Origin of the sequence: Acrocarpospora pleiomorpha (genome assembly GCF_009687885.1) — a bacterium.
Classification (GTDB): domain Bacteria; phylum Actinomycetota; class Actinomycetes; order Streptosporangiales; family Streptosporangiaceae; genus Acrocarpospora; species Acrocarpospora pleiomorpha.
Map to the genome: position 1 here is coordinate 1 of NZ_BLAF01000111.1, position 24,412 is coordinate 24,412.

Annotated in this window: 19 protein-coding genes; 11 read left to right on the top strand and 8 right to left on the bottom strand. The window is 68.8% G+C overall.

The annotated features are described in order from the left end of the window. Nucleotides 1-202 precede the first annotated feature (202 nt). Nucleotides 203-892, bottom strand: coding sequence for a hemerythrin domain-containing protein (locus Aple_RS49670; protein ID WP_155351791.1), 690 nt, complete (start codon nt 890-892; stop codon nt 203-205). 102 nt (nt 893-994) lie between these two features. On the opposite strand from Aple_RS49670, the gene Aple_RS49675 reads away from it, so the two are divergent. Together Aple_RS49675 and Aple_RS49680 are read left to right on the top strand one after the other, a co-directional pair. Further along, a complete protein-coding gene (locus tag Aple_RS49675) occupies nt 995-2,902 on the top strand; it encodes an acetoacetate--CoA ligase (protein ID WP_155351792.1) in 1,908 nt (635 codons plus the stop codon). 62 nt (nt 2,903-2,964) lie between these two features. Next, nucleotides 2,965-4,857 carry an ATP-binding protein gene (locus Aple_RS49680; protein ID WP_155351793.1) on the top strand — a complete coding sequence of 631 codons (1,893 nt, stop codon included), beginning with the start codon at nt 2,965-2,967 and terminating at the stop codon, nt 4,855-4,857. A 47-nt stretch (nt 4,858-4,904) separates the two neighbouring features. On the opposite strand, the gene Aple_RS49685 is transcribed toward Aple_RS49680, so the two are convergent. The 5 genes from Aple_RS49685 to Aple_RS49705 form a co-directional block, all read right to left on the bottom strand. Beyond that, nucleotides 4,905-6,368: an FAD-binding oxidoreductase gene (locus tag Aple_RS49685; protein ID WP_155351794.1), complete on the bottom strand. Its 1,464-nt coding sequence runs from the start codon at nt 6,366-6,368 to the stop codon at nt 4,905-4,907. 69 nt (nt 6,369-6,437) lie between these two features. Next, nucleotides 6,438-7,895, bottom strand: a complete 1,458-nt coding sequence (locus tag Aple_RS49690) for an NADH-quinone oxidoreductase subunit NuoF family protein (protein ID WP_246265558.1) — start codon at nt 7,893-7,895, stop codon at nt 6,438-6,440. Next, a complete protein-coding gene (locus Aple_RS49695) occupies nt 7,892-8,683 on the bottom strand; it encodes a hypothetical protein (RefSeq protein ID WP_155351795.1) in 792 nt (263 codons plus the stop codon). The genes Aple_RS49690 and Aple_RS49695 overlap by 4 nt, the downstream gene beginning before the upstream one ends. A gap of 82 nt (nt 8,684-8,765) precedes the next feature. Next, nucleotides 8,766-10,127, bottom strand: coding sequence for a DUF1996 domain-containing protein (locus Aple_RS49700; protein ID WP_155351796.1), 1,362 nt, complete (start codon nt 10,125-10,127; stop codon nt 8,766-8,768). 28 nt (nt 10,128-10,155) lie between these two features. Next, nucleotides 10,156-10,746 carry a DUF4142 domain-containing protein gene (locus tag Aple_RS49705; RefSeq protein ID WP_155351797.1) on the bottom strand — a complete coding sequence of 197 codons (591 nt, stop codon included), beginning with the start codon at nt 10,744-10,746 and terminating at the stop codon, nt 10,156-10,158. A gap of 116 nt (nt 10,747-10,862) precedes the next feature. Here Aple_RS49705 and Aple_RS49710 point away from each other — a divergent pair, with 116 nt between their 5' ends. The 4 genes from Aple_RS49710 (at nt 10,863) to Aple_RS49725 (ending at nt 17,475) form a co-directional block, all read left to right on the top strand. Continuing rightward, entirely contained in the window at nt 10,863-11,432 is a 570-nt protein-coding gene (locus Aple_RS49710) for a sigma-70 family RNA polymerase sigma factor (protein ID WP_155351798.1), read from the top strand. Between the two features lie 21 nt (nt 11,433-11,453). Then, on the top strand, nt 11,454-11,654 hold the full coding sequence (locus Aple_RS49715) for a zf-HC2 domain-containing protein (protein WP_155351799.1): 201 nt from the start codon (nt 11,454-11,456) through the stop codon (nt 11,652-11,654). 119 nt (nt 11,655-11,773) lie between these two features. Beyond that, complete coding sequence (locus Aple_RS49720; protein WP_155351800.1) at nt 11,774-12,571, top strand: tryptophan 2,3-dioxygenase; 798 nt, start codon at nt 11,774-11,776, stop codon at nt 12,569-12,571. 50 nt (nt 12,572-12,621) lie between these two features. Continuing rightward, nucleotides 12,622-17,475, top strand: a complete 4,854-nt coding sequence (locus Aple_RS49725; RefSeq protein WP_155351801.1) for an NAD-glutamate dehydrogenase — start codon at nt 12,622-12,624, stop codon at nt 17,473-17,475. Between the two features lie 92 nt (nt 17,476-17,567). On the opposite strand, the gene Aple_RS49730 is transcribed toward Aple_RS49725, so the two are convergent. Further along, nucleotides 17,568-18,566 (bottom strand): DUF8094 domain-containing protein, encoded by a 999-nt coding sequence (locus Aple_RS49730; protein ID WP_155351802.1) that lies wholly within the window; start codon nt 18,564-18,566, stop codon nt 17,568-17,570. A gap of 70 nt (nt 18,567-18,636) precedes the next feature. Here Aple_RS49730 and prfB point away from each other — a divergent pair, with 70 nt between their 5' ends. Further along, entirely contained in the window at nt 18,637-19,752 is a 1,116-nt protein-coding gene (gene prfB / locus Aple_RS49735) for a peptide chain release factor 2 (protein ID WP_155351803.1), read from the top strand. On the opposite strand, the gene Aple_RS49740 is transcribed toward prfB, so the two are convergent. Then, complete coding sequence (locus Aple_RS49740; RefSeq protein WP_246265559.1) at nt 19,743-19,943, bottom strand: hypothetical protein; 201 nt, start codon at nt 19,941-19,943, stop codon at nt 19,743-19,745. The two genes, prfB and Aple_RS49740, sit on opposite strands and share 10 nt — an antisense overlap. Before the next feature lie 155 nt (nt 19,944-20,098). Here Aple_RS49740 and ftsE point away from each other — a divergent pair, with 155 nt between their 5' ends. The 4 genes from ftsE to Aple_RS49760 are packed head-to-tail and all read left to right on the top strand — an operon-like array spanning nt 20,099 to nt 24,080. After that, the gene (gene ftsE / locus Aple_RS49745; protein WP_155351804.1) at nt 20,099-20,788 is read left to right on the top strand and encodes a cell division ATP-binding protein FtsE; all 690 of its coding nucleotides are present in this window, start codon (nt 20,099-20,101) and stop codon (nt 20,786-20,788) included. Nucleotides 20,789-20,799: 11 nt separating this feature from the next. Next, on the top strand, nt 20,800-21,699 hold the full coding sequence (ftsX, locus tag Aple_RS49750) for a permease-like cell division protein FtsX (RefSeq protein WP_155351805.1): 900 nt from the start codon (nt 20,800-20,802) through the stop codon (nt 21,697-21,699). Nucleotides 21,700-21,722: 23 nt separating this feature from the next. Continuing rightward, on the top strand, nt 21,723-22,205 hold the full coding sequence (gene smpB / locus Aple_RS49755) for an SsrA-binding protein SmpB (RefSeq protein ID WP_155351806.1): 483 nt from the start codon (nt 21,723-21,725) through the stop codon (nt 22,203-22,205). 3 nt (nt 22,206-22,208) lie between these two features. Then, on the top strand, nt 22,209-24,080 hold the full coding sequence (locus Aple_RS49760; protein WP_155351807.1) for a penicillin-binding transpeptidase domain-containing protein: 1,872 nt from the start codon (nt 22,209-22,211) through the stop codon (nt 24,078-24,080). Nucleotides 24,081-24,412: the final 332 nt, after the last annotated feature.

Below are 24,412 nucleotides of genomic sequence, written 5' to 3' on the forward strand. Positions count from 1 at the left end.
ACGTTTCTCCTCGGGGCTGCGCCCCACCCCCGTCATGATGCCCTCGGGGCCCCGCCCGCCCCCGCCAGGACGTCCTCGACGCTGCGCCAGCCCCCGTTATGACGCCCTCAAGGCTTCGACCCGTTCCACTACGCTCTTTAGGCCCGAACCCGATATGCCTCCCGGGAATCGGCCCAGAGCCGGAACCCCGGTCGGCGAGGGCTTACCCGAAGATGAGCTGGTGGAAGCGGCGGTACCTGCCGCTGAACAGGCGGTTGGCGAGGCGGAACGCGAGCGGGGTCAAGGCCAGAGCGGCCGGGACGTCGGCCGGGGGGACGGCGGAGACCGACCACGGGATGAGGAACCAGAGGTTCTTCTTCGGGTAGTTTTTCATGATTTGTTCTTCCCAGCCCTTGAAGTCCGCTACCGAGACGTAGGTTCGGATGATCGGGAAGATGTCGCGTTCCTCCTCCTCGATGTGCTCGTCCAGGAGGTCGCGCAGGACGATCGAGTCGGTGGCCAGCGTCTGCCGGGCGGCGGGGTCGTCCGGGCGGGTGACCAGGAGCGCGGACGCGCCGCGCAGCCTGTCGAGGATGGGGTCGAGTTGGTCGTGGTCGGCGGTCAGGGGTTCTAGGTCTACGGCGTGGCCGGCCGATGCTTGGATGATCGGCCAGCCGATGGTGTCCTCGCCGTGGTGGTGGAGGTGGATTTCCTCGGTCATCAAGCGGACGTACTCGGCCAGGGCCTTGGCTCGGGCGGGGGTCAGCGGGGCGCCGTCGCGCAGGGTTTGGGCGAGGGTGGCGAGTTCGTGGGCGCCGTGGCGCATGGCCAGATGCGCGATGCCGTAGATCGTCAGGTCGGGCTCGGGGTCGCCGGGGCGGCGCGGCTGGACGGGGGTTGTGGGGCGAGACATGTGCACTCCTTCACGTGGTTAACCACGAGGGTGCGACCTGGCGCTTTGAGCTTTCTTGGATCCCGCTCTCGGTCGGGGATCGGTGGAGGGCAGGATGGGGGCATGGTTGAGGAAGGCGCTCTGCTCTGGGAACCCACCCCGGAGGTCATCCGGTCCGCGAAGATCACTCGTTTCCAGGAGTGGCTTGGCCGGCCGGGTGCGTATCAGGACATGTGGCAATGGTCGGTCGACTCTCCGGCGGAATTCTGGACGTCGATCTGGGAGTACTTCGAGGTCGCGGGAGAGCGGGGCGACGGCCCGGTGATCAGCGGGGAGATGCCCGCCACCCGCTGGTTCGACGGCTCGACGATCAACTACGCGGAGAACGCGCTCCGCGGCGACCCCGCCCGTTTGGGCGTGATTTTTCGCGATGAAGCGGGAAACCGGCGGACGTACACGGTCGGCGAGTTGCGCGCCGAGGTCGGCCGGGTCCGCGCCGGTCTGGTACGGCTAGGCGTCACCAAGGGCGATCGCGTAGCCGCATATATCCCGAACATTCCGGAAGCCCTGATCGCCTTCCTGGCCACGGCCTCCCTGGGCGCGATCTGGTCCTCCTGTTCCCCCGACTTCGGCGCCCCCAGCGTCATCGACCGCTTCACCCAGATCGAACCGAAAGTCCTCTTCGCCGTCGACGGCTACCACTACGGCGGCAAGAGCTTCGACCGCCGCGACGTCGTCCAGGACATCGCGGCCAGGCTGCCGTCACTGGCGGCGACCGTGTGCGTCCCGTACCAGAACCCGATCGAATCGGCTGTGACCTGGGATGACCTCAGGTCAGAGGAGAAAGAGCCGGAGTTCGACCGCGTGCCTTTCGGGCACCCGCTCTGGATCCTCTACTCCTCGGGCACCACCGGCCTGCCCAAACCCATCGTGCACGGCCACGGCGGTATCGTCCTCGAACACCTCAAAGCGCTCTCCTTCCACCAGGACCTCGGCCCCGACGACGTCTTCTTCTGGTACACCACGACCGGCTGGATGATGTGGAACTTCCTCATCGGCGGCCTGCTCGTCGGCTCCACGGTGGTCCTCTACGACGGCTCCGCCGCCCACCCCGCCACCGACGCGCTCTGGAATGTCACCGCCGAGGAGGGCGTGACCTACTTCGGCACAGGCGCGCCGTACATCGTGGCTTCGATGAAAGCCGGGGTGAAACCACACGGTCTGGACAAGCTGCGCGGCCTCGGCTCGACCGGATCCCCGCTGCCCCCGGAGGGCTTCGCCTGGATCTACTCCGATGTCAAACCGGACGTGCAGCTCGGCTCCTTCTCCGGCGGCACCGACGTCTGCACCGGTTTCGTGGGCGCGGTCCCGCTGCTCCCGATCCGGGCGGGTGTGATCCCCTGCCGCTGCCTGGGCGCCCGCGTCGAGTCGTACAACCCGGAAGGCGACCCGGTGATCGGCGAGGTCGGCGAACTGGTCGTCACCCACCCGATGCCGTCGATGCCGGTCATGTTCTGGAACGACCCGGACGGCACCCGCTACCACGAGTCGTACTTCGCCGACTATCCCGGCATCTGGCGGCACGGCGACTGGATCAAGATCCTGCCGGACGGCGGCTGCGTGATCTACGGCCGCTCCGACTCCACCCTCAACCGGGGCGGCGTCCGGATGGGCACCAGCGAGTTCTACCGCGTCGTCGAGCGCTTCGACGAGGTGAGCGACAGCCTGGTCATCGACACCGGCCAGCTCGGCCAGGACGGCCGCCTCCTGCTGTACGTCACGCTGACCACCGGCACGACTCTGGACGAACCCCTGGTCACCCGCCTGCGTACCACCCTGCGGAAGGAACTCTCCCCCCGCCATGTCCCGGACGAGATCATCGAGGTCCCCGGCATCCCCCGCACCCTCTCCGGAAAGAAGCTGGAGGTCCCGGTCCGCAAGATCCTCCTCGGCGTGCCCATCGCGAAAGCCGCGAACACCGACGCGATGGCCAATCCCGAAGTCCTCGACCACTTCCGCCCGATTCCCTAGAAATATCGCGGACGGTGACGGACACTTCACTTCGGGGCCCTGTCACATCGGAGTGAAGTGTCATGTCCACACGGCTGGGTGACCGGCTGGACGCCGCGCGGCAGCGGGGTTTCGTGGGCCGCCGGCGCGAGCTGGCGGCTTTCCATGACCTGCTCGACCAGGCCAGCGCGACCCAGGTCCTGCTCGTGCACGGCGCTGGCGGCGTCGGCAAGACGGCGCTGCTGCACCGCTATGCCTGGCTGGCCAACCGCGCCGAACGCACGGTCGTCTGGCTGGACGGCCACGAGCTGACCGGCCTCGACGATCTCAAGGTCGACGCCGCCGACGGCCTCGTCCTGCTCGTCGACACCGTGGAACGGGTGCCGGGCCTGGAGCGGTGGCTGCGCAGGGAGCTGCTGCCCCGGCTGCCCGCGGACGCCGCCGTGGTGATCGCCGGGCGGGACCGCCCCGAGCCGGTCTGGCGGGCCGACCCCGGCTGGCGGGAGCTGGTCCGGGTCATCCCGCTCGGCAACCTCGACCACGAGGACGGCACCCGGCTGCTGGCCGCCCGCGGCGTGTCCGAGGAGGAACGGGAGGCCGCCCTGGAGTTCACCCGCGGCCACCCGCTCGCCCTCGCCCTGGTCGCCGACGTCTCCGCCCAGCGCAGGTTCTCCGCCGGTTCCGCCCACGAGGTGATGGGCGAGCTCCTGCGCGGCTTCGTCGAGACCGTGCCGAGCCCGCTGCACCGGCGCGCGCTGGAAGCCTGCGCCCAGGTCCTGGCCACCACGGAACCCCTGCTGCAGGCGCTGCTCGACCTCGACGACGCGAGCGAACTCTTCAGCTGGCTGCGCGGCCTTTCCATCGTGGAGTACGGCTCGCGCGGCCTGTTCCCGCACGATCTGGCCAGGGACGCCCTGGTGGCCGAGCTCGGCTGGCGCGACCCGGACGGTTGCGAGGAGATCCGCCGCCGCGCCGCCGCCTACTACCGGCAGCAGTTCGCCGAACCCTCCCGGCACTCGGTCCTGCTGGACTACGTCTACCTGCACCGCGCCACCTCGGCGCTGGGCTCCTTCGTGGTCGGCTACCCGCAGACCAGCAGCCTGAGCGCCGACCGCCCCACCCGGGCCGAACTGGGCACGATCGTGTCCTGGGTACGCAAGCACGAGGGCGACGAGTCGGCCCGGCTGTGCGAACGCTGGCTGGCCCGGCACGAGCCGACCGTGATCCGCGGCCGGGACGGCACCGCCGCCGGGTTCTACCTGCTGATCGACGCCGTCCCCGACCCCGAGGACCCCGCCACCCGCGACCTTGAGCCGGGGCACACCCGGATGGTGCGGTTCTGGATGGACGGGCGGCGTTACCAGGAGCCGTCCCCCGTGCAGCTGTTCATGACCACGCAGCTGTTCCGCTCGTACCTGACCGGCGACCGCCCGGACCGCACGCTCCTGACGTTCGCCTCCGCCGAGCCCTGGGTGGAGGGCTGCGCCCACGTCGACTTCCACCGGCTGCCCTCGGCCGACTTCACCGTGGGCGAGCACACCTTCGCCGTGTTCTGCCACGACTGGCGCGAGGTCCCGCCGCTGACCTGGGTGGCCCGCCTGGCCGAACGCGACGCGCTGATCGAGGCCGCCCCGGTGGAACGCCGCACCCTCGACGAGGAGCAGTTCGCCCAGGCCGTCCGAGACGCCCTTCGCGCGTACGGCAGAGCCGACGGCTTACGCGACTCACCCCTGCTCGGCGCGCTCAACCTCCGCGAACACGAACTGCGCGCGCTCTTCGAGGAGGTCGCCGCGCAACTGGCCGCCTCGCCGCGCGACCTGAAGGCCCACCGCGCGCTGCACCACACGTTCCTGCGCCCCGCCAGAACCCAGGCGGACGCCGCCACGCTGCTCGGCCTGCCCACGACCACCTACCGCCGCCACCTGGCCCTCGCCGAAGCCCGGTTCACCGAACTGCTCTGGCAGCGGGCCCACTGAGCCCTCCCGGAGGTGTCCCCGGAGAGGGCCGGGGACACCGAGGGGTGTCAGAGGCCTTGCGGGAACCGGAACAGCCGCCCGGGGTCGTACGCGGATTTGATCCGGACCAGGCGGGCGGCGTTCGCGCCGTAGTACTGGCCGAGGAAGCCGGTCAGGTCGGGGTCGATGTAGTTGACGTAGGCGTGGTCGCCGAAGAACGGCCGCATCGCGGCGTGCGCGCCCCGCGCCCAGGCCAGGGCGCCGTCGAAATGCGCGTAGTACTGCACGCTGTACAACGCCTTCCGATGCGGGAACGCGGTCGCGTCGGGCCGCACGCGCGCGATCGCCCCGCCGAAGGCGTCCAGCAGCACGGTGTGCCGCCCCGCCTTCGCCACCTGCGCGAGCAGCGCCCGGATCCCGGCGTCCCCCAGCGGCGAATACGCCAGATGCGACTTGGCGCTGAAGGTGTCCCGCACCAGCCGCCCGTTCGCGGTCTGCCCGGGTAACGACCCCGGCCGATGGCACTCGGACACCGAATAGGACGAACACCCCGCCATGATCATCATCGCCTGCTGGTACGGCACATGCCGGACGGACCTGCTCGAAGGATCACGCCCCACCCGATCCAGCAGCACCTGTAACTGCTTCTCGCACCCCGACTTGGACCCCAGATAGAGCCCGCCCACCGTCACATCCGGCGACGGATCATGACTCAGATGAAGATTCGACCACAACCCGTCCGGAGCCGAGGGTGCCCACCCCTGCCACGCCCGCAACACGGCCCCCGCCCGCGCCCACGGCCAGCGCAGCGAGAACACCGTCACCTCGCGGGTGGCGTGACTTCGGAAGGTGAACGACGTCGCGATCCCGAAATTTCCGCCTCCGCCGCCCCGGGACGCCCAGAACAGGTCGGGATGGCTGGTGGGGGAGCACGTCACCCGCCTGCCGTCCGCGGTGACCATCTCCACCTGGGTGAGCACGTCGCAGGTCAGACCGTAGCGCCGGGAGACCACGCCGATGCCGCCGCCCAGGGTGAGCCCGGCGATGCCGACACTCGGGCAGGAACCCGCCGGAATGCTGACCCCGAGCTTGCCCAGCTTCGCGTAGACGTCGACGAGTTTGGCGCCCGCGCCGATCGTGGCCAGGCCCGCGCTGTGCCGTACCGACGACAACGGCGACACGTCCACCACCAGGCCGGTCCCCGTGGACCAGCCCGCGTAACTGTGCCCGCCGGACCGGGCGGTGATCGGCACGTCGAAGCGGCGCGCGAACGCCACGCACTCGGCCACGTCCGCCGGGGTCGCGCAGTAGGCGACCGCGGCGGGCCTGACCTTGTCGTAGGCCGAGTTGAACAGCCGCCGGGCGCGGTCATACGCCGCGTCACTCGGCCGGACCAGCTTCCCGTCCAGGCCTCGGCCCAGCGCGCGCCAGTCGGGCGCCTTCGTCGTCCCGGCCAGAATCAGACCAGCCGGGACGAACGCCAGAAATCCCCGCCGCCCCAGCGAGGCGGAAGGGTGCACAGGATTCGGCATGATCACTCCCCGCAGTCGTCACTACCTCGTGAGACGCGGGACATGCCGGCGGAGTTGGTGACAATCAGGTCACCGTGCGCCGATCCGCAAAGCCAGCGCCGGGCACATCTCGACCGCGCGCTGCGCCTCGCTCTTCGCCCACGAGGGAACCGGGCTGTCGATGAACACCGGATAGCCGTGATGGTCGAGCTTGACCAGCTCCGGCACCAGGTGCGCGCACAGCCCGTGGCCCTGGCAGCGCGTCCAGTCCACGACCAGCCGCACGTCGGAGGAGTCGGCGATCGGGAGCGGCAGGACCTCCTTGGTCGGCCGCCCGCAGGTGCCGTTGAGCCGGTGCTCCTCCACGTCGTCGGCGAACGCCTCCAGCGCGGACAGAACGAACCTGGAGGTGCCATCGGGGTGGAAGCAGGCACCCCGGCCCCGGACCGCCGTCGCGGCCTGCTGGACCAGATCCAGCGCGCCCGGGGTGCCGACCGTGAGTTCGGCCATCGCCCGCGCCAGCGACGGCAGGCCCATCCGGCACGGGCCGCACTGCCCGGCCGACTGCGCGGCCAGGTAGGCGGCCACCCGGACCGTCTCGCCGAGCGGGCAGGTGTCCGAGCCGAGCGGCACGATGATGCCCGCGCCGAGCTCGCCGCCCGACTGGGACATGCCCCGCCGCGAGACGATCGCGCCGTACGCGTCGGCGGCGCTCAGCCACTTGCCGTGGTAGCCGCCGACCAGCAGGCCGTCGCCCACCCGGGCCTCGCACATGTCGAGCACGGCCGCGAGCGGCACCCCCGGCGTGCACTCCACCACGGTGGGCGCGGCCACCGACCCGCTCACGCTGAGCAGGATCGTGCCGGGCTCCTGGGGAGTGCCGACCGAGGCGTACTCCTCCGGGCCGAGCTCAGCCAGCAGGGCCAGCTGGGCGAAGGTCTCGGTGTTGGACAGCAGCGTGGGCAGGCCGTTCACGCCGCTGTCGCTGGAGCGCACCTTGCGCCCCGACGGCATGCCCAGCTCGCCGTTGACCGCCTTGACCAGGGCGCCGCCCTCGCCGGAGATGAACCGCTCCTGGATGCCGACGACCCGGACGTAGCCGATCAGGCCGCGCTCGGCCACGGCGGCCATCATGGAGCCCTCGGCGAGTTCCCCGGCCGGGGTGGCGATCACCACCTCCTTGGCGTCCAGGGCGCTGGCCGCCAGCAGGGCGCCCTCCAGCACCAGATGCGGCGCGCGGGTCAGCAGCATCTTGTCCTTCATGCTGGCCGGCTCGCCCTCCGCGGCGTTCACCAGCACCACCGTGTCGGAGGTGCGGGTGTGCGCCGCGACCGCGCGGAGCTTCCTGGCGAACGGGAAGGCGGCGCCGCCCCGGCCGCGCAGGTCGACCTCCTCGGCCATGGCGATGAGCCCGTCGACGGTCTCGCCGTCGAGCTGGCGATGGATGGTGTAGTGGGTGTCCAGATCCAGCCGGCGGTTGTCGTCCAGCCCGGCGGTCAGCCGAGCCGGACCCATCCGGCGCAGTTTGGAGACGCGATAGGGGATCATACGACTCTCCGAAGCTTGGAGGAGGTGCGTTCGCGGCCCACGATGCTGATCGGTTCGGGAACCGACTGAGGCGCGGGTGCGACCTCAGGCATCGGCAGGGTCTCCAGGTCGTCGGCGATCGTCGCCGCGGGGCGAAGAGAGGCGACGACTCTCAGCAGCAGGGCGGTGCCAACCGCCACAAGACAGGCGATGTAACTCCAGGTCACCCACGCAGCCGGGGTCCGGCCGGCGGCCAGGCCGTGCAGGATCGAAATGGGCCAGGCCAGGTAGGCCAGGTCGTGCAGGCCCCGCCACATCCAGGGCCGCTCGGCCTGCGCGAACCGGCCGCGCATCACTCCGGTCGCGACGACCACGATCATCAGGTCGGACGCGATCGCGCCCGCCCCGATGGCCAGGTTCGTCGTGGGGAGCACCGAACCCCAGGCCGGGACGAGCCCGGCGGCGATCTTCATACCGATGTGGGTGACCAGGAAACCGACCCCGACGAGTGCGGCCGCTCGGTGCACGAGCTGGGCGCGCACCCGCCAGGGGATGGGCAGCAGGAGACGTTCGGAGGCGAGCAACCCGAGGGCGACCGTCGTGGTGAGGGCGACGAGTGATAACACGCCCGCGTAGAAGGTCAGGAAGTTCTGCACCTCCGCGAGGAGCCCGGCGCTCATGCCGTTTCTGGCGGCGAGCAGGGCGCCGAAGATGACGACCACGACCACGGTGCCCAGCGCGATCCTGGCCGGGCGGGACTGCAGGTTGAGCGGCGTTTCTGGCCGACGGTGAGCCCGTCGTCTGGACACGGATTCCTCCGGTTGGGGGGACTCTGCTGAGGGTGGTGCGGGCTCGGAACTGCCTCGTGTCATCTGCTTATTCACCTCCGGGTCAGCAGCGCTGGCCTCGGTTGATGCACTGAACGACGAAGTTCATCAGCTGGTTGGACATCACGTTGTGGAAGTCCGCGTGGTCGGTCACCGGGTTGTGCAGTTGCTCGGGGAACGCGTCCACCGCGAACGACGGGCCCTGCGGGAGCTGGTAGGTGAGCGTCATGCGCAGCTGCGGGATGGCCCGGGTGCCGGCGGGGCAGGCGCCGTTCTGGCCGGGGAACACCACGTGGGTGCGGTGGTTGGCGCTGTCGGTGTTCTGGCCGTCCCAGCAGCTCGGGAAGTCCAGCTGGCGCACCACCAGGCTGCCGCGCGGGCAGAGCGGGTACTGGGTGGTGAACCGGTTGGTGAAGCCGGTGCAGCTCCACTGCGCCCGGGCGTTCGCGCCGCCGTTGGTGGCCGCCTTGGCGTCACCGGTGATCAGACGCAGGAACCGGGGCATCGCCACGACCCGGCTGGCCGGGTTGCCGCGGAACTGGAGGGTGACCGAACGCGGGGTCACGATCCTGCCGATGTTGCCGTCGGCGGCGCCGCCGAGCTCGGAGCCGTCCTCCCCGGGCCTGGGGGGAGGGGGCTGGGCGGGCTGCGTCGGCTCCTGCGAGGGAGTCTGACTGGGCTGCGGGTTGTTGCCCTGGTTGCCCTGGTTGTTCCCCTGGTTGTTGCCGCCGGGGTTGCGACGCTGGTTGGTGTTCTGGGCGCTGAAGGCCTGCTGCTGACCCTGGTCCTGCGAGTTCTGCTGCGGGTCCTGCTGCTGGTTCTGCGGGTCCTGCTGCTGGTTCTGCTGGTTCTGCTGGTCCTGGTTCAGGTTCTGCTGCTGGTCCTGCGGCTGCTGCTGTTGCTGCTGCTGCTGACCCTGATCCTGGCCCTGCTGTTGCTGCTGGTCCTGGTTCTGCTGTTGCTGATTGTTCTGGTTCTGCTGCTGGTTGCGGTTCTGGTTCTGGTTCTGCTGGCCGCGCAGCTCCTGCAGCAGGTCAGGCCGGAGCCGGATGATCGGCCAGAAGTACGCGGACCTGTCACCGAACCGGCAGGTCGTGCCGCCGGCCGCCAGGCTCTGGTCGGTGGAGAACCCGTTCGTGGTGCGGTTGCCCACGTAGTCGTGCACGTGATGGGCCCCGTTGGTGACACCAGGGGCGACGATGTGGTTGTCGGAGTTGCGATGTCCGTTCTGGTTGCGGCCGCACTGGGACACGAACGAGCCGCGCCCGGCGCGTACGCCCGTGCTCCCCGGGGGCACCCGGCGGATGTCGACGAAGTCGCTCAGCGACGGACCGACCACGGCGCTTAACGCGGGGCTGGCTGAGAGGGGCATCACGAGTGACCCGGCCAGCAGGACGCCAGCGACCGCTATAGAGCGTTTTCGCATGGATTCTCCTCTTACGAGCTAGGACTAGCTAAGACTGAGGGGTTGGCAGCTGCGAGTAGTCCACAAGACCCGTTTCCTCGAGCAGGGTCATGTGCTTGAGGACCACCGCGTTCGCCTTGGAGGCGAACTCGCGGATCTTGTCGTTGCGGGTTCCCGCCCGGACCGCCGCGATGGCCGAGAAGACCTTGCCGTGCGCGGCGCGCAGGCGGTCGGCGAACGTCTGATCGAACTCGGCACCGGTCCGGCTGGAGAGCTCGCCGAGCCAGCGCTGCTGGTCCGCGTTGGGCTCATCGGGCAGCTGGACGCCGAGTTGGGCCGCTTCCGCGCGGACGTCCTCGTCGAGCTGTGCATGGTCGTTCATCAGGTGAACGCCGGTTTCCTTGACCTTCGCGTTGGTCGAGCGCTCCTGCGCCCAGCGGCCGGCGGGGATCTCCCAGAGCCCGGCCCACCGCACCTTGATGAGCAGGTCTCTGTCGGCGGGACCCAACGGGCCCCAACGCGTCTGGGTCCAGCCTTCCTGTTGCGCCGCCTGACTCTGCGGGACCACCACGATCACGGCAACCGCTGCCGCGAACAGGAAAACACCGAACACCACGAGCTCCCCGAACCGGAACCGCATGGCGCCCTCCTCTCTTCGGAGACAGGTACGCGGGGTTCCCGGAGCCGGTTCAGCAAATAGTCAGAAATGACTGGAGTTACAGGAGTTGTGTACATCACACAAAGACAGGTGCAAATATGTGGCTCGTGCGCCGACAACTCGACACCCGGTTCGAGCGTCTGGACCCCGACGACGACCCTGATCGGGATGATCGTCTGATCAGGGAGTTGTATCAGGAGTTCGGTGGTCCGTTGCTCCGTCAGGTCAGGCAGTCGACAGGCAACGACCTGCAGTGGGCAGAAGACGTCGTTCAAGAGACGCTTCTGCGCGCCTGGCGTAACGCGGCGAAGTTAACGTGGGAACGAGGGCTCCTGTGGGCCTGGCTTCTTACGGTATCGCGTCGCATCGTGATCGACGGCCGTCGCAGGCGCGGCGTCCGGCCCAGGGAGGTCGAACCTCCCGAGGCGGACACCGTCGCCGTGCCCGACGCGACCGACAAGACGTTGGCGGCCATCGTGGTCGCCGACGCCCTGCGCGGTCTGTCGCCAGATCACAGGGAAGTTATAGAACAGACATACTTACGGGACCGTACGGTAAGCGAAGCAGCAGAGATACTGGGGATACCACCGGGTACGGTGAAGTCCAGGCTCTACTACGCTTTGCGAGCCTTACGCGGTGTCCTGAAAGAGAGGGGAGTGGCCAGCTGATGTCGGTCTTCGGGGAATCTCATGTTGTCCGATGAGGTTCCAGAGTCCTCGCACCACGACGTGGCGGCATACGCCCTCGGGGTGTTGGACCCCGAAGACATTCAGGGCTTCGAACTCCACCTCGTCTCGTGCGAACGGTGCCGGATCGAACTGAACGAGTTCGGCGAGTTACCCGGCCTGCTCAACGAGGTCAAGTCCGCGTCGCAGCGGGTCCGTCCTTAGTCGGGCTTTTGGTCCGTCCTTAAGTTGACGCCCGCGCGGTTTTCGGATGTTATCGGGTCGGTGGCGACCTGACTGCTGATCAATGGGGATCGGCGGGTGCGCCCCGAAGGAGTTTCGGGATGTCCGAGGCGAGAGCCGTACCGCCCTCGCGTAGTTTCGGTGAGGACGGCGCGCGGCTGTCCTACGGCGAATACCTACGCCTGCCCCAGCTCCTAGACCTGCAGGGTCCCCAGTCGGGGGCCAGTGACGAACTCCTCTTCATCACTGAGCACCAGGTCTACGAGCTCTGGTTCAAACTCCTTCTCTACGAGATGGAGCGGGCGCGGGACGCGATGACGGAAGGCGCCCTGTGGCGGGCGCGACACCTGTTCCGGCGGATTCACGCGGTTGAGCGGGTCCTGGTCGGACAGGTCGAGGTCCTGGAGACGATGACGCCCCAGGACTTTCTTGAGTTCAGAGCGGTGCTGGCCCCGGCGAGCGGGTTCCAGTCCGTGCAGTTCCGGGAGCTGGAGTTCCTCTCCGGCGCGAAGGACCCGTCCTATCTGGACCGGCTGCGCGACGCGCGAGACGACGAACTCGCCCGGTTGCGGCGGCGGCTGTCGGAGCCGTCGCTATGGGATGCTTACCTCACCGCCCTCTCCCAGCGTGGCCTGCCCGTCTCCGACGCGGAGATCATGGACTCGCTGCTGATCGTGGCCAGGGACCGGGGGTCGCACGACGACCTCTGGCAGCTGGCCGAGGATCTGCTCACCCACGACGAGACGACCGCTTCATGGCGGATGCGGCACGTGCAGATGGTCGAGCGACAGATCGGGACAAAATCTGGTACCGGCGGCTCTTCTGGGGCACCGTACCTGAGAGGGCGGACGAGGCTGCACTTCTTCCCCCTCCTCTGGGAACTGAGAGCCTGGCTTTGATTACGACCTCACAGCTTTGAGTACGACCTCACAAAGGAGTGAGTAGCGAGATGGCGCTCGACACGGCTGAGGCGATGGACGACCTGCTTCGCACGGCTGCCGAGACCTGCGGGCACATGCCCGGCGCGGGCGACCCCGAGGAGGCGTTCCGCTTCCTGCGCGCCTACTACCGCCAGGTTCCCCTCGAGGATCTGGCCGACCGCGATCCCGTGGACGTGTGCGGCCCGGCGATGACGCACCGCCATCTGGCGGTCACCCGGCCGCAGGGCCGGGCCATGGTGCACGTGTTCTCGCCCACGCTGGAGGAGAACGGCTGGGACCCGGGGCATTCGGTCATCCAGATCGTCACCGACGACATGCCGTTCCTGCTCGACTCGGTCACCACCGAGCTGGACCGGCACCAGCTCGGCACGTACCTGATCGTGCACCCGCAGCTGCGGGTGCGGCGGGACATGACCGGGAAGCTGCTGGGGGAAGAGGACGCCGACGTCACCGGCATGATGCTGGTGGAGTCCTGGATGCACATCGAGATCGACCGGCAGAGCGACCCGGCCGTGCTCAAGGAGCTCGAAGCCGACCTGCGCCGGGTGCTCGAAGACGTCAGATACGCGGTCGAGGACTACGCCAAGATGCGCGCCCTGGCGCTGCGGACGGCCGAGGACCTGGGCGACAACCCGCCGCCGTTAGATCCGGCCGGGGTCGAGGACAGCCTGGAGCTGCTGCGCTGGCTCGCCGACGGGCACTTCACCTTCCTCGGCTCGCGCGAGTACCGGCTGGAGGACGACGACACGCTCACCGCCGTGCCCGGCACCGGGCTCGGCATCCTGCGCGCCGACAAGGCCGGTTCCACCAGCTTCTCCGCCATGCCGCCGGAACTGCGGGCCAAGGCCAGGGAGAAGCAGGTCCTGATCATCACCAAGGCCAACAGCCGGGCGACCGTGTTCCGGCCGGCCTACCTCGACTACGTCGGGGTGAAGCTGTTCAGCGCCGACGGCGAGGTCATCGGGGAGCGCCGGTTCCTCGGGCTGTTCACGCATGTGGCGTACAACGAGTCGATCTCCCGCATCCCGGTGCTGCGCCGCAAGCTGGCTGCGGTCCTGGACCGGGCGGGGCTGCCGCCGGACAGCCACGACGGCAAGGACATGATCGAGATCCTGGAGACCTACCCGCGCTCGGAGCTGTTCCAGATCTCGGTGGACGAGCTGGTCCCGATCGCGCTGGGCGTGCTCCGGCTGCGCGAGCGCAAGCAGGTCAAACTCTTCCTGCGCCGGGACGACTACGGCCGCTACATCTCCTGCCTGATCTTCCTGCCGCGCGACCGTTACACCACCAAGGTCCGGCTGGCGATGCAGGATCTGCTGCTCAAGGCGCTGTCCGGCAGCACGCTCGACTACAGCGCGATGGTCGGCGAGTCCGTGCTGGCCCGCCTGCACGTGACGATCCGGGGCGAACGCGGCAAACCGCTCCCGCCTCTCCAGGTGGACGTGGACGCGCTGGAGGCCAAGCTCGTGGCCACCACCCGCTCCTGGGAGGACGACCTCGCCTCCGCCATCACCGAGCTCTGCTCGGAGGATGAGGCGCCCCGCCTCATCCGCCGCTACCTCGCCGCCTTCCCCGAGGGCTACAAGGCCGATTTCCCGCCGCGTACGGCTGTCGCCGACCTCAGGCGGCTGGAACAGCTGTCGGAATCCGACGGCGACATCGGCATGAACCTCTACGAGCCGTACGGCGCGGGCGAGGACGAGCGCCGGTTCAAGGTCTACCGTCTTGGCCGGCCCATCTCGCTGTCCCACGTGCTGCCGCTGCTGCAGCGCATGGGCGTGGAGGTGGTGGACGAACGTCCGTACGAGGTGGATCGGGACCACGACCCCGCCACCAAGGACGCCTGGATCTACGACTTCGGGCTGCGCTACACCCTGGCCGAGGACGTGGACAGCGATGACTTCAAGCGGCTCTTCCAGGACGCGTTCGCCGCGCTCTGGCGGGGCGAGGTCGAGAACGACGGCTTCAACGCGCTCGTGCCGGCCGCCGGGCTGACCTGGGAGCAGGCCGGGATCCTGCGCGCCTACGCCAAGTACCTGCGCCAGGCGGGGACCACGTTCAGCCAGGACTACATCGAGAAGGTGCTGGCCGGGAACGTGCGGCTGGCCCGGCTGCTGGTGCGCGTGTTCGAGGCGCGGCTGGATCCCCGGCGCGGCGAGGCCGTGCGGGCCGAGCTGTGCGACGCGCTGCACGAGGAGATCCTGGCCTCGCTGGACGAGGTCGCGTCGCTGGACGAGGACCGGATCCTGCGGGCCTACCTGGAAATGATCACCGCGACCCTGCGGACCAACTTCTTCCAGCTGGCGGACGGGAGGCGCAAGCCCTATCTCGCGCTCAAGTTCGACCCGCAGGCGATCAGCGTGCTGCCGGAGCCGCGGCCGAAGTTCGAGGTCTTCGTGTATTCCCCCCGGGTGGAGGGGGTGCACCTGCGGTTCGGCAAGGTGGCGCGCGGCGGGTTGCGCTGGTCGGACCGGATGGAGGACTTCCGCACCGAGATCCTCGGCCTGGTCAAAGCCCAGATGGTGAAAAATACCGTCATCGTGCCCACTGGGTCTAAAGGTGGATTTGTCGTTAAGCAGCCGCCAGCGGGTGGGCGGGACGAGATGTTCGCCGAAGGGGTCGCCTGCTACCGGCACTTCGTGTCCGGGCTGCTCGACCTCACCGACAACCTGGTCGACGGCCAGGTCGTGCCGCCCCAGGACGTGGTGAGGCACGACGGCGACGACACCTACCTGGTGGTGGCCGCCGACAAGGGCACCGCCACCTTCTCCGACATCGCCAACGACGTCGCCAGAACGTACGGCTTCTGGCTCGGTGACGCGTTCGCCTCCGGCGGTTCCGTCGGGTACGACCACAAGGCCATGGGCATCACCGCGCGCGGCGCCTGGGAGTCGGTGAAATACCACTTCCGCACCATGGGCGTGGACGTCCAGACCACCGACTTCACCGTGGCCGGCATCGGCGACATGTCCGGCGACGTGTTCGGCAACGGCATGCTGCTGTCCACCCACATCCGCCTGCTGGCCGCCTTCGACCACCGCCACATCTTCATCGACCCCCACCCCGGCCCCGGCGCCTTCGCCGAACGGCGGCGGCTGTTCGAGCTGCCCCGCAGCTCCTGGGCGGACTACGCGTCCCACCTGATCTCCGCGGGCGGCGGGGTCTGGCCGCGCACGGCCAAGTCGATCCCGGTCTCCCCCCAGGCCAGGGCCGCGCTCGGGATCCCCGACGGGGTGACCGCGATGGCCCCGAACGACCTGATCAACGCCATCCTCAAGGCCCCCGTGGACCTGCTGTGGAACGGCGGCATCGGCACGTACGCCAAGGCCACCACCGAGTCCAACGCCGACGTCGGCGACAAGGCCAACGACGGGCTCCGGGTCAACGCGGGCGAGCTGCGCTGCAAGGTCATCGGCGAGGGCGGCAACCTGGGCTTCACCCAGGCGGCCAGGATCGAGTTCGCGCTCAACGGCGGGCTGATCAACACCGACTTCATCGACAACTCGGCCGGGGTGGACACCTCCGACCACGAGGTCAACATCAAGATCCTGCTCGACCAGGTGGTTCGCGACGACGAGATGACCGACAAGCAGCGCAACCAGATCTTCCTGGACATGACCGACGAGGTCGCCGGGCTGGTGCTGCGCGACAACTACGCGCAGAACGTGGTGCTGGCGGCGGCCACCAAGCAGGCGCCCGAGATGCTGCACATCCACGCCCGGTATCTGCGCTGGATGGAGCGGGCCGGGCTGATCAACCGGCGGCTGGAGTCGCTGCCGACCGACAAGGCGATGGCGGAGCGGCGGCAGGCGCGGCTCGGGCTGACCCAACCGGAGCTGGCGGTGCTGCTCGCCTACACCAAGCTGGTGGTGGACAAGGAGCTGCTGGCCTCGGATCTGCCGGACGATCCGGCGCTGCAGGACCGGCTGGTGTCGTATTTTCCGTCGGCGCTGCGGGAGCCGTACCGGAAATATATGGACTCGCACCCGCTGCGGCGGGAGATCATCACCACCAGCGTGGTGAACGACGTGGTCAACTCCGGCGGGACGAGCTTCGTGTTCCGGTTCGGGGAGGAGACCGGGGCGTCCACGCAGGACATCGCGCGGGCCTACCTGGTGGCGCGGGAGGTCTTCGACCTGGCCGGCTTCCGGCGGCAGGTCGAGGCGCTGGACGGCAAGGTGGACGTGGACACCCAGCTGCTGATGCTGCTGGAAGGGCGCAAGCTCTCCGAGCGCGGCACCCGGTGGCTGCTCGGGAACCGCAGGCCGCCGCTGGATCTGGCCTCCACCGCGAGCTTCTTCGTGGAGGGCGCCAACGGGCTGCTGCCGCACCTGCCGAAGATGCTGGCCGGGCTCGACCTGGCCGCGTTCGACGAGCGGCGGGACACCTTCGTGTCCAGGGGCGTGCCGCCCGAGCTGGCAGAGCGCACGGCCGGGATGGTGCCCGCCTACTCCACCTTCGACCTGGTGGAGATCGCCACGCTCACCAAGCGGCCGGTGAGCGAGGCGGCGGAGGTCTACTTCGATCTGGCCGAGCGGCTCCAACTGGCCCGGCTGCGGGAACGGGTGATCGCGCTGCCCCGGGACAGCCGGTGGAACGCGATGGCCCGCTCCGCCCTCCGTGACGACCTGTACGCGGCGCACGCCAGCCTCACCAGGGACGTGCTCATCCACAGCACCCCCGGGCTCCCGCCGGAGGAGCGGCTGGCCCGCTGGACCCGCGCCAACGAGGCCGCCGTGGCACGGGCCAGGCAGACGCTGTCGGAGATCTGGGAGAGCGACACCTTCGATCTGGCCACCCTCTCGGTCGCGCTGCGCGCGATCAGGACCTTGGTGGCGACCAGCAGCCTGCCGCAGTATTAATTAGAAAGTCGTGATCTGGACAGCCGGGGCGGTGAGCTGCCTGGTCGGCGGCTATGCGGCTGGCTATGGGACGGGTTTCTAATTAACCGGGCTCAGGTGGCGCTCGCCCTGGTCACCAGGCCGTCGTAACCGACGATCTCGGCGGGCGCCCGGGAGTCCTTCGGCGGGATGAAGCCGACATACTGCTGGGTCTCCAGGATCCGGCGCTCTTTGATGATCACAGCGGAGAGCAGCGCCCAGCGGGCTTCCTCGGGAATCGCCAGATGCCCGCCCTGGGCGTTCTCCACCTTCGCCGTCCAGGTCGTGGTCCTGGTCAGGCTGTAGAGCACCAGACCGCCCCCGTCACTGGTACGGACCGCGTACACCGGGAACCCCACCGCCAGCGCGAACAGCGAGTCATACGCCAGGCCCTGCGCCTTCAGCGACTCCCGGTTCCGCTTGATCTCCGCGAAGTACCCGGTCGTGCGGGGACCTGGCTCGATCAGGCCGGAGGCGTAGCCCGCGCGGCCCTCCTCGGCGATGGTGGCGTGCAGCGGGCCCATCAGGTGGGGGCTGATGGCGATGCTCTGGTCGCGGGCGTCCAGGGCGGTCGCGTAGCCCTCCTTGTCGAACTCCAGCGGGGGCAGGTCGGCTTCCAGCAGCGACTCGAAGCTGTTCTGCCAGATGTCGCCCTGCTTGACGAAGACCAGCAGCGCTTTCCTGGGCGGTTCGCCCTGCTCGCGGCGGTCGATGAGGGCCGCGAACCAGAGGGGGGCGTTGCCGTACTGCCGGGGGACGATCAGGGTGGGTTTGCCCCAGGTGTAGCGGGGCGGTTTCATTCCGGCGGACCGGTACTGGGCGATCGTGATCAGATCCTGGCCGTCCCTGACCAGGTCCAGCGCCCAGCGTTCGTCGCCGTTCACCCGGGCCACGTCGTCGGCCGCCAGATGTTCCTTGACGGCGACGGCGGCGTCTTCCAGCGTGAGCGCCACCGGGGGGGCCGGGGCGGCCGAGGTGGTCGCCGCGACCGGGCTGGGCTTGGGCGCGGGCGGGGGTGCTGACGTGCAAGCGGTAAGCACGAAAAGGACAGCGAGGGCGATCGCGCGTCGCATCGTCTCCCCCTTCCCCGGGCCGCCGGTCCCATATCGTAGCCAGTCCGAGGTTCGCGTACCCTTTACAGACGTGGCAGCCATCGACCCAGCCGAAGAGATCAACGAGCTTACCGGCACCCTGAACAGCATTCAGGACGTGCTCAATCTCGACGCGCTGCGCAAGCAGATCGCCGAGCTGGGAGAGCAGGCCGCCGCGCCCGACCTGTGGAACGACCCCGAGGCCGCGCAGAAGGTCACCAGCAGGCTCTCCCACCTGCAGGGCGAGGTGAACAGGGTGGAAGGCCTCGTGAGCCGCCTGGACGACCTCACCGTGCTCTACCAGCTGGCCGCCGAGGAGGGCGACGACGACACCCTCGCCGAGGCCGACCGCGAGCTGGCCTCCCTGCGCACCGACATCGGCGCGCTCGAGGTGCGCACCCTGCTGTCGGGCGAATACGACGCGCGTGAGGCGCTCATCACCATCAACTCCCAGGCCGGCGGCGTGGACGCGGCCGACTGGGCGCAGATGCTGCTCCGGATGTACCAGCGCTGGGCCGAGCGTAAAGGTTTCCCCACCGAGGTCTACGACACCTCCTACGCGGAGGAGGCGGGCATCAAGTCGGCCACCTTCACCGTCAAGGCCCCCTATGCGTACGGCACGCTCCGCGGCGAGCACGGCACCCACCGCCTGGTCCGGATCAGCCCGTTCGACAACCAGGGCCGCCGGCAGACCTCGTTCGCGGGCGTGGACGTGGTCCCCGTCGTCGAGCAGACCGACCACATCGACATCAATGAGGACGATCTTCGCATCGACGTCTACCGGTCATCGGGCCCCGGCGGGCAGGGCGTCAACACCACCGACTCGGCGGTGCGGATCACCCACCTGCCGACCGGGATCGTGGTCTCCTGCCAGAACGAGCGCTCCCAGCTGCAGAACCGCGCCTCCGCGATGACCGTGCTCCAGGCCAAGCTGCTGGAGCGCAAGCGCCAGGAGGAGGCCGCGACCATGAACGAGTTGCGCGGCGAGAGCACCACGTCCTGGGGCACGCAGATTCGCAACTACGTGCTGCATCCGTACCAGATCGTCAAGGATCTGCGGACCGGGGTTGAGGCCGGGAACCCCACCGCCGTGCTCGACGGCGACCTCGACGAGTTCATCGAGGGCGAGATCCGCTGGATGCGGCGGGCCGAGGCCGGTCAGGAGTAGTACAGCTTCAGCGCGGTCAAGGCGAGGACCAGCACCACCAGAAGACCCAGGAAAACCGGGGAGGAGAGCGGGAATCCGTGGTGGTGGAACTTCTCGCGGGCGTTGCGGCAGGCCGGGCAGCGGCCTTCGACAACGGGTTGGGCGCACGCGGCGCAGATCAAGTGTTCGCAGCTCATCGCAGCTTTACCCATGCCCTAATCGTTTTGTTTCCGTTATGGACGTTCCATGCCAGTGTTACCCCTAGACTGAGCCATGGCCAACCGGAACGTCGATCTAGCGAAAAGAGACCGGCGCCCCCCGGGCTGGACGTCCCCCGTCCCCTAGACTGGCATGCCGTGATGCGCCCGTGATCCATTTTGACAATGTGACCAAGGTCTACCAGAACCAGAACCGCCCTGCTCTCGACCACGTATCCGTGGATGTGGACAAGGGTGAGTTCGTGTTCCTCGTGGGACCTTCCGGATCGGGGAAGTCCACGTTCCTCCGACTGGTGCTCAAGGAGGAACGGCCCAACTCCGGCGCCATCCATGTCGCCGGCAAGGACCTGGCCAAACTCACCAACTTCAAGGTGCCGCACCTGCGGCGCCGGATCGGCTGCGTGTTCCAGGACTTCCGGCTGCTGCCGAACAAGAACGTCTACGAGAACGTCGCGTTCGCGCTCGAGGTCATCGGCAAGCCCCGGCGGTTCATCCGCAAGGTGGTGCCCGAGGTGATCGAGCTGGTGGGCCTGGAGGGGAAGGCGCACCGCATGCCCGACGAGCTCTCCGGCGGCGAGCAGCAGCGGGTCGCCATGGCGCGGGCCTTCGTCAACCGTCCGATGATCCTGCTGGCCGACGAGCCGACCGGAAACATCGACCCCGCGACGAGCATCGGCATCATGAAGGTGCTCGACCGCATCAACAGGACCGGCACCACCGTGCTCATGGCCACGCACGACGCGGCGATCGTCGACTCCATGCGCAAGCGTGTGGTGGAGCTGGAGGATGGCAAGATCGTCCGCGACCAGTCGCGGGGTGTCTACGGCCAGGCGTACTAGAAGAAGGAAGCATGCGGGCGAATTTCATCTTCTCCGAAGTCTGGATCGGGCTCCGGCGCAACCTCACGATGACCATCGCGGTGATCGTGACCGTCGCCGTCGGCATGGCGCTGCTGGGCGTGGGGCTGATGATCAACTCTCAGGTCACCTCCATGACCGGCTACTGGACCGACAAGGTCGAGCTCTCGGTCTACCTGTGCGGGAAGGACTCCCCGTTCCCCGCCTGCCGCGAGTCCGGCGCGATCAGCCGGGAGCAGAAGGTCGCCCTGGAGTCGACGATCAAGGAGATGCAGGAGGTCGAGTCCGTCGTGTTCGAGGACGCGGCCAAGGCGCTGGAGAACTTCAAGCTCTCCGAGAACAACCGCACGCTCTCCTCCATCGTCAAGGTCGAGGACATGCCGGAGTCGTTCCGGGTCAAGCTCAGGGATCCGGAGAAGACGGCCGCGGTCACCGAGAGCATCGAGGGCCAGGCCGGCGTCTCCAACATCATCAACGAGCGTGACCTGCTGGACAGCTACTTCGGCTTCATGAACCGGCTCCAGGCCATGGCGCTCGGCGTGGCCTTCCTGATGGTCTGCGCGGCCACCCTGCTGATCGGCAACACGGTCCGGCTCTCGGCGTACAACCGGCGCCGGGAGACCGGCATCATGCGCCTGGTCGGCGCCTCCAACGTCTACATCCAGCTGCCGTTCGTGCTGGAGGGCGTGATCGCCGGCCTGATCGGCGGCGTGTTCGCGGCGGTGCTGCTGATCATCACCAAGGTGGCGCTGTTCGAGGGCATCCAGACCTACATGGCGGTGCCGCTGGGCTGGGATACGGTGGCCGCGGTCATCACCGGAACCATGGCCGTCGGCGTGCTCATCTGCATCCTCGCCTCGTTCATCACACTCCGCCGTTATCTGCGGGTGTGACGAGCGCCGGTAGGCTCTCTGTCATGCCACGTGAGACCGGGCGCAAGGTCATCGCCCAGAACAAGCGTGCCCGCCACGACTATTTCATCGAGGACACCTACGAGGCCGGTCTGGTCCTGACCGGCACCGAGGTCAAGTCCCTGCGGGCGGGCAAGGCCAACCTGACCGACGGCTACGCCACCGTCGAGAACTATGAGACGTGGCTGTACAACGTGTATATCCCCGAGTACAGCCAGGGCACCTGGACCAACCACGCCGCGCGGCGCAAGCGCAAGCTGCTGCTGCACCGCAAGGAGATCGGCAAGATCGAGGCCACCCTCAAGGAGCGCGGCCTGACCCTGGTGCCGCTTGCCCTCTACTTCAAGGATGGCCGCGCCAAGATCGAGGTCGGCATCGGCCGGGGTAAGAAGGACTACGACAAGCGCCAGACCCTGCGGGAGAAGCAGGACAATCGCGAGATGTCCCGCGCCCTGTCCAACGCGGTCCGGCGCAAGGGGGGCCGCTAGGCCGTGGCTCCTCGATATGTACGGCTCGCGCTGGCGTTAGGGCTGCTGGTCCCCACGCTGACCGCCTGCTTCGAGGAGCCCGCCCCCCACGAGGCGATCCGCGACTTCCTCGTCGGCTGGGAGAGTGGCGACTTCGCCATGGCCGCCCGCCGCGCCGACGCGGACGAGGCCTCTGTCCGCAAGGCGCTCGGCGACGTCGGCCTGCACCTGGACGCCGCCTCGCTCCGCTTCAAGCTGCTCTCCGTCACCCGGGACGGGGACACCGCCAAGGCCAGCTTCCAGGCCGAGGTGGACCTGGGGGAGAACAACCCGCTGTGGACCTACGACAGCATGCTGCCGCTGCACCTGGTCGACGGCCGCTGGAAGGTCCGCTGGTCGCCCAGCGTCATCCACCCTGATCTGCACGAAGGCGAGCGCCTGGCGGTCAAGGTGGACCCGCGGGGCCGCCAGCCCATCGTCGACCGGTTCGGCGACAGCCTCCAGGACGAGGACACGCAGTATGTCGCCCAGGTGATCCCGGTCCAGCTGTCCGACCCCGCCCGGCTCTGCCAGGAACTCGCGAAGGTGACCGGGTTCGCCCAGGACCGGCTGCTCAGCCGGATCCTGTCCGCCCCGCCCACCGACGCGGTCCCGCTGGCCACCTTCGGCCGTGCCAAGTTCAACCAGATCAAGGCCCAGCTCGACCGCATCGACGGGCTCCAGATCGTGGACGTCAAACCGCCGGTGGCGCCCAAGTCTCCCGTACAGATCGTGGGCCGGGTCAGCGCCGTCACCGCCGAGAGCGAGCAGCAGCTCGGCGGCCCGCAGCGGGCCGGTGACACCGTCGGGCGGGACGGCCTGCAGCGCGCCTACCAGGACCAGCTCACCGGCTCCACCGAGACCCGCGTCATCGTGCTGGACACCAAGACCTGGGAGACGGTCAAGGAGCTCAAATCCTGGCCCGGCCGCAAGAACGCCCCCGTCCGCACCACGATCGACTCCCGCCTGCAGCGCGCCGCCGACCTGGCCGTGGCGGGCACCCAGCCGGTCGCGCTGGTCGCCGTGGACGCGCCCACCGGCCAGGTGCTCGCCGTCTCCACCAAGGACCTGGACCAGGAGAAGGACGCGCTGGCCGGCAAGTTCCCCGCCGGCACCACCTTCTCCATCATCGCCACCGAAGCCCTGCTCAAAGCCGGTCTGGACGTCGGCCAGAAGATCCCCTGCACGGCTGACCGCACCGTCGGCGGCGCCCGCTTCCAGCAGACCGGCGTCACCTCCTCCGCGCCCACCTTCGAGGCCGACTTCGCGCACGGCTGCGTGACCGCGCTCGCCTCTATGGCCCGTCGCGTGGACGAGCGTGCTCTCGCTGACAGCGCTGCCGCTTTCGGCATCGGCGCGCCCTGGGGGCTGCCCCTCAGCAGCTTCAGCGGTACCGTCCCCGCCGGAACCACCGACGCCGCTCGCGCCAAGATCATCGCGGGTTCCAGTGTGCGGGTCAGCCCGCTGGCGATGGCGCTGGTGGCGGGGGCCGTACGGGCCGGGACCTGGCACCCGCCCACCCTGGTCACCGCTCCCTCGTCCCCCGACCCCGAGACCATCCTCCCCAAGCTGCCCTCGCCCCGCCCCCTCGACGCCGGCATCGCCGCCGAACTCCGCTCCCTCATGCGCGCCGGCGTCGCCACCGGTTCGGCCCGCGCCGCCGCCGCCCCCGGCGATCCTGTGTACGGCGTGGCGTCCACGGTCACCTATGTCGAGAAGAAGGAACGCAGCCAGCTCTCCTGGTTCGTCGGCTGGCAGGGCGACGTGGCGGTCGCCGTCATGATGCGGGGCGCCGACCCGGCGGGCGCCTCCTCCGTGGCCGGCGCCTTCTTCAGCGGCACCAGGAAAGATTTCTGACCCCGAGCAACCATCCGGGCCCTCACGTGCGTCTTCTCAAGTGACCGGGTTCCGCTTGGGGGGTTGCGGACTCGGTCAACGACCAGGGCTCCATCTCGGGGGGAGCCCTGCCGTCCGGACCGGCTCGACCCTGCCGGTCGGCCCCCGGAAGCCTGCTGCTTCCGGGGGCTTAGGGCTTCCCGGCGACGGTTCTGGCATCTCTGACGGGTTCTGGGATCTGCTGTTCCCGGAGGCCTGCTGCTTCAGGGGCTCAGGATTCTGCTGGTTCCAGGGCTGACGGTTTGGGGCTTATGGGTGCCAGGAGCCTGCTGCTTCTGGGGCTTGGGGTCCCA

Bases quoted from the DNA above. Each gene is read 5' to 3' on its own strand.
- smpB (WP_155351806.1), top strand. From the start codon at position 21,723: ATGCCACGTGAGACCGGGCGCAAGGTCATCGCCCAGAACAAGCGTGCC.
- Aple_RS49715 (WP_155351799.1), top strand. From the start codon at position 11,454: ATGTTGTCCGATGAGGTTCCAGAGTCCTCGCACCACGACGTGGCGGCA.
- Aple_RS49685 (WP_155351794.1), bottom strand. From the start codon at position 6,368: ATGCCGAATCCTGTGCACCCTTCCGCCTCGCTGGGGCGGCGGGGATTT.
- ftsX (WP_155351805.1), top strand. From the start codon at position 20,800: ATGCGGGCGAATTTCATCTTCTCCGAAGTCTGGATCGGGCTCCGGCGC.
- Aple_RS49730 (WP_155351802.1), bottom strand. From the start codon at position 18,566: ATGCGACGCGCGATCGCCCTCGCTGTCCTTTTCGTGCTTACCGCTTGC.
- Aple_RS49690 (WP_246265558.1), bottom strand. From the start codon at position 7,895: ATGATCCCCTATCGCGTCTCCAAACTGCGCCGGATGGGTCCGGCTCGG.
- Aple_RS49725 (WP_155351801.1), top strand. From the start codon at position 12,622: ATGGCGCTCGACACGGCTGAGGCGATGGACGACCTGCTTCGCACGGCT.
- Aple_RS49720 (WP_155351800.1), top strand. From the start codon at position 11,774: ATGTCCGAGGCGAGAGCCGTACCGCCCTCGCGTAGTTTCGGTGAGGAC.
- Aple_RS49700 (WP_155351796.1), bottom strand. From the start codon at position 10,127: ATGCGAAAACGCTCTATAGCGGTCGCTGGCGTCCTGCTGGCCGGGTCA.
- Aple_RS49675 (WP_155351792.1), top strand. From the start codon at position 995: ATGGTTGAGGAAGGCGCTCTGCTCTGGGAACCCACCCCGGAGGTCATC.
- Aple_RS49710 (WP_155351798.1), top strand. From the start codon at position 10,863: ATGTGGCTCGTGCGCCGACAACTCGACACCCGGTTCGAGCGTCTGGAC.
- Aple_RS49670 (WP_155351791.1), bottom strand. From the start codon at position 892: ATGTCTCGCCCCACAACCCCCGTCCAGCCGCGCCGCCCCGGCGACCCC.
- Aple_RS49740 (WP_246265559.1), bottom strand. From the start codon at position 19,943: ATGGGTAAAGCTGCGATGAGCTGCGAACACTTGATCTGCGCCGCGTGC.
- Aple_RS49705 (WP_155351797.1), bottom strand. From the start codon at position 10,746: ATGCGGTTCCGGTTCGGGGAGCTCGTGGTGTTCGGTGTTTTCCTGTTC.
- Aple_RS49680 (WP_155351793.1), top strand. From the start codon at position 2,965: ATGTCCACACGGCTGGGTGACCGGCTGGACGCCGCGCGGCAGCGGGGT.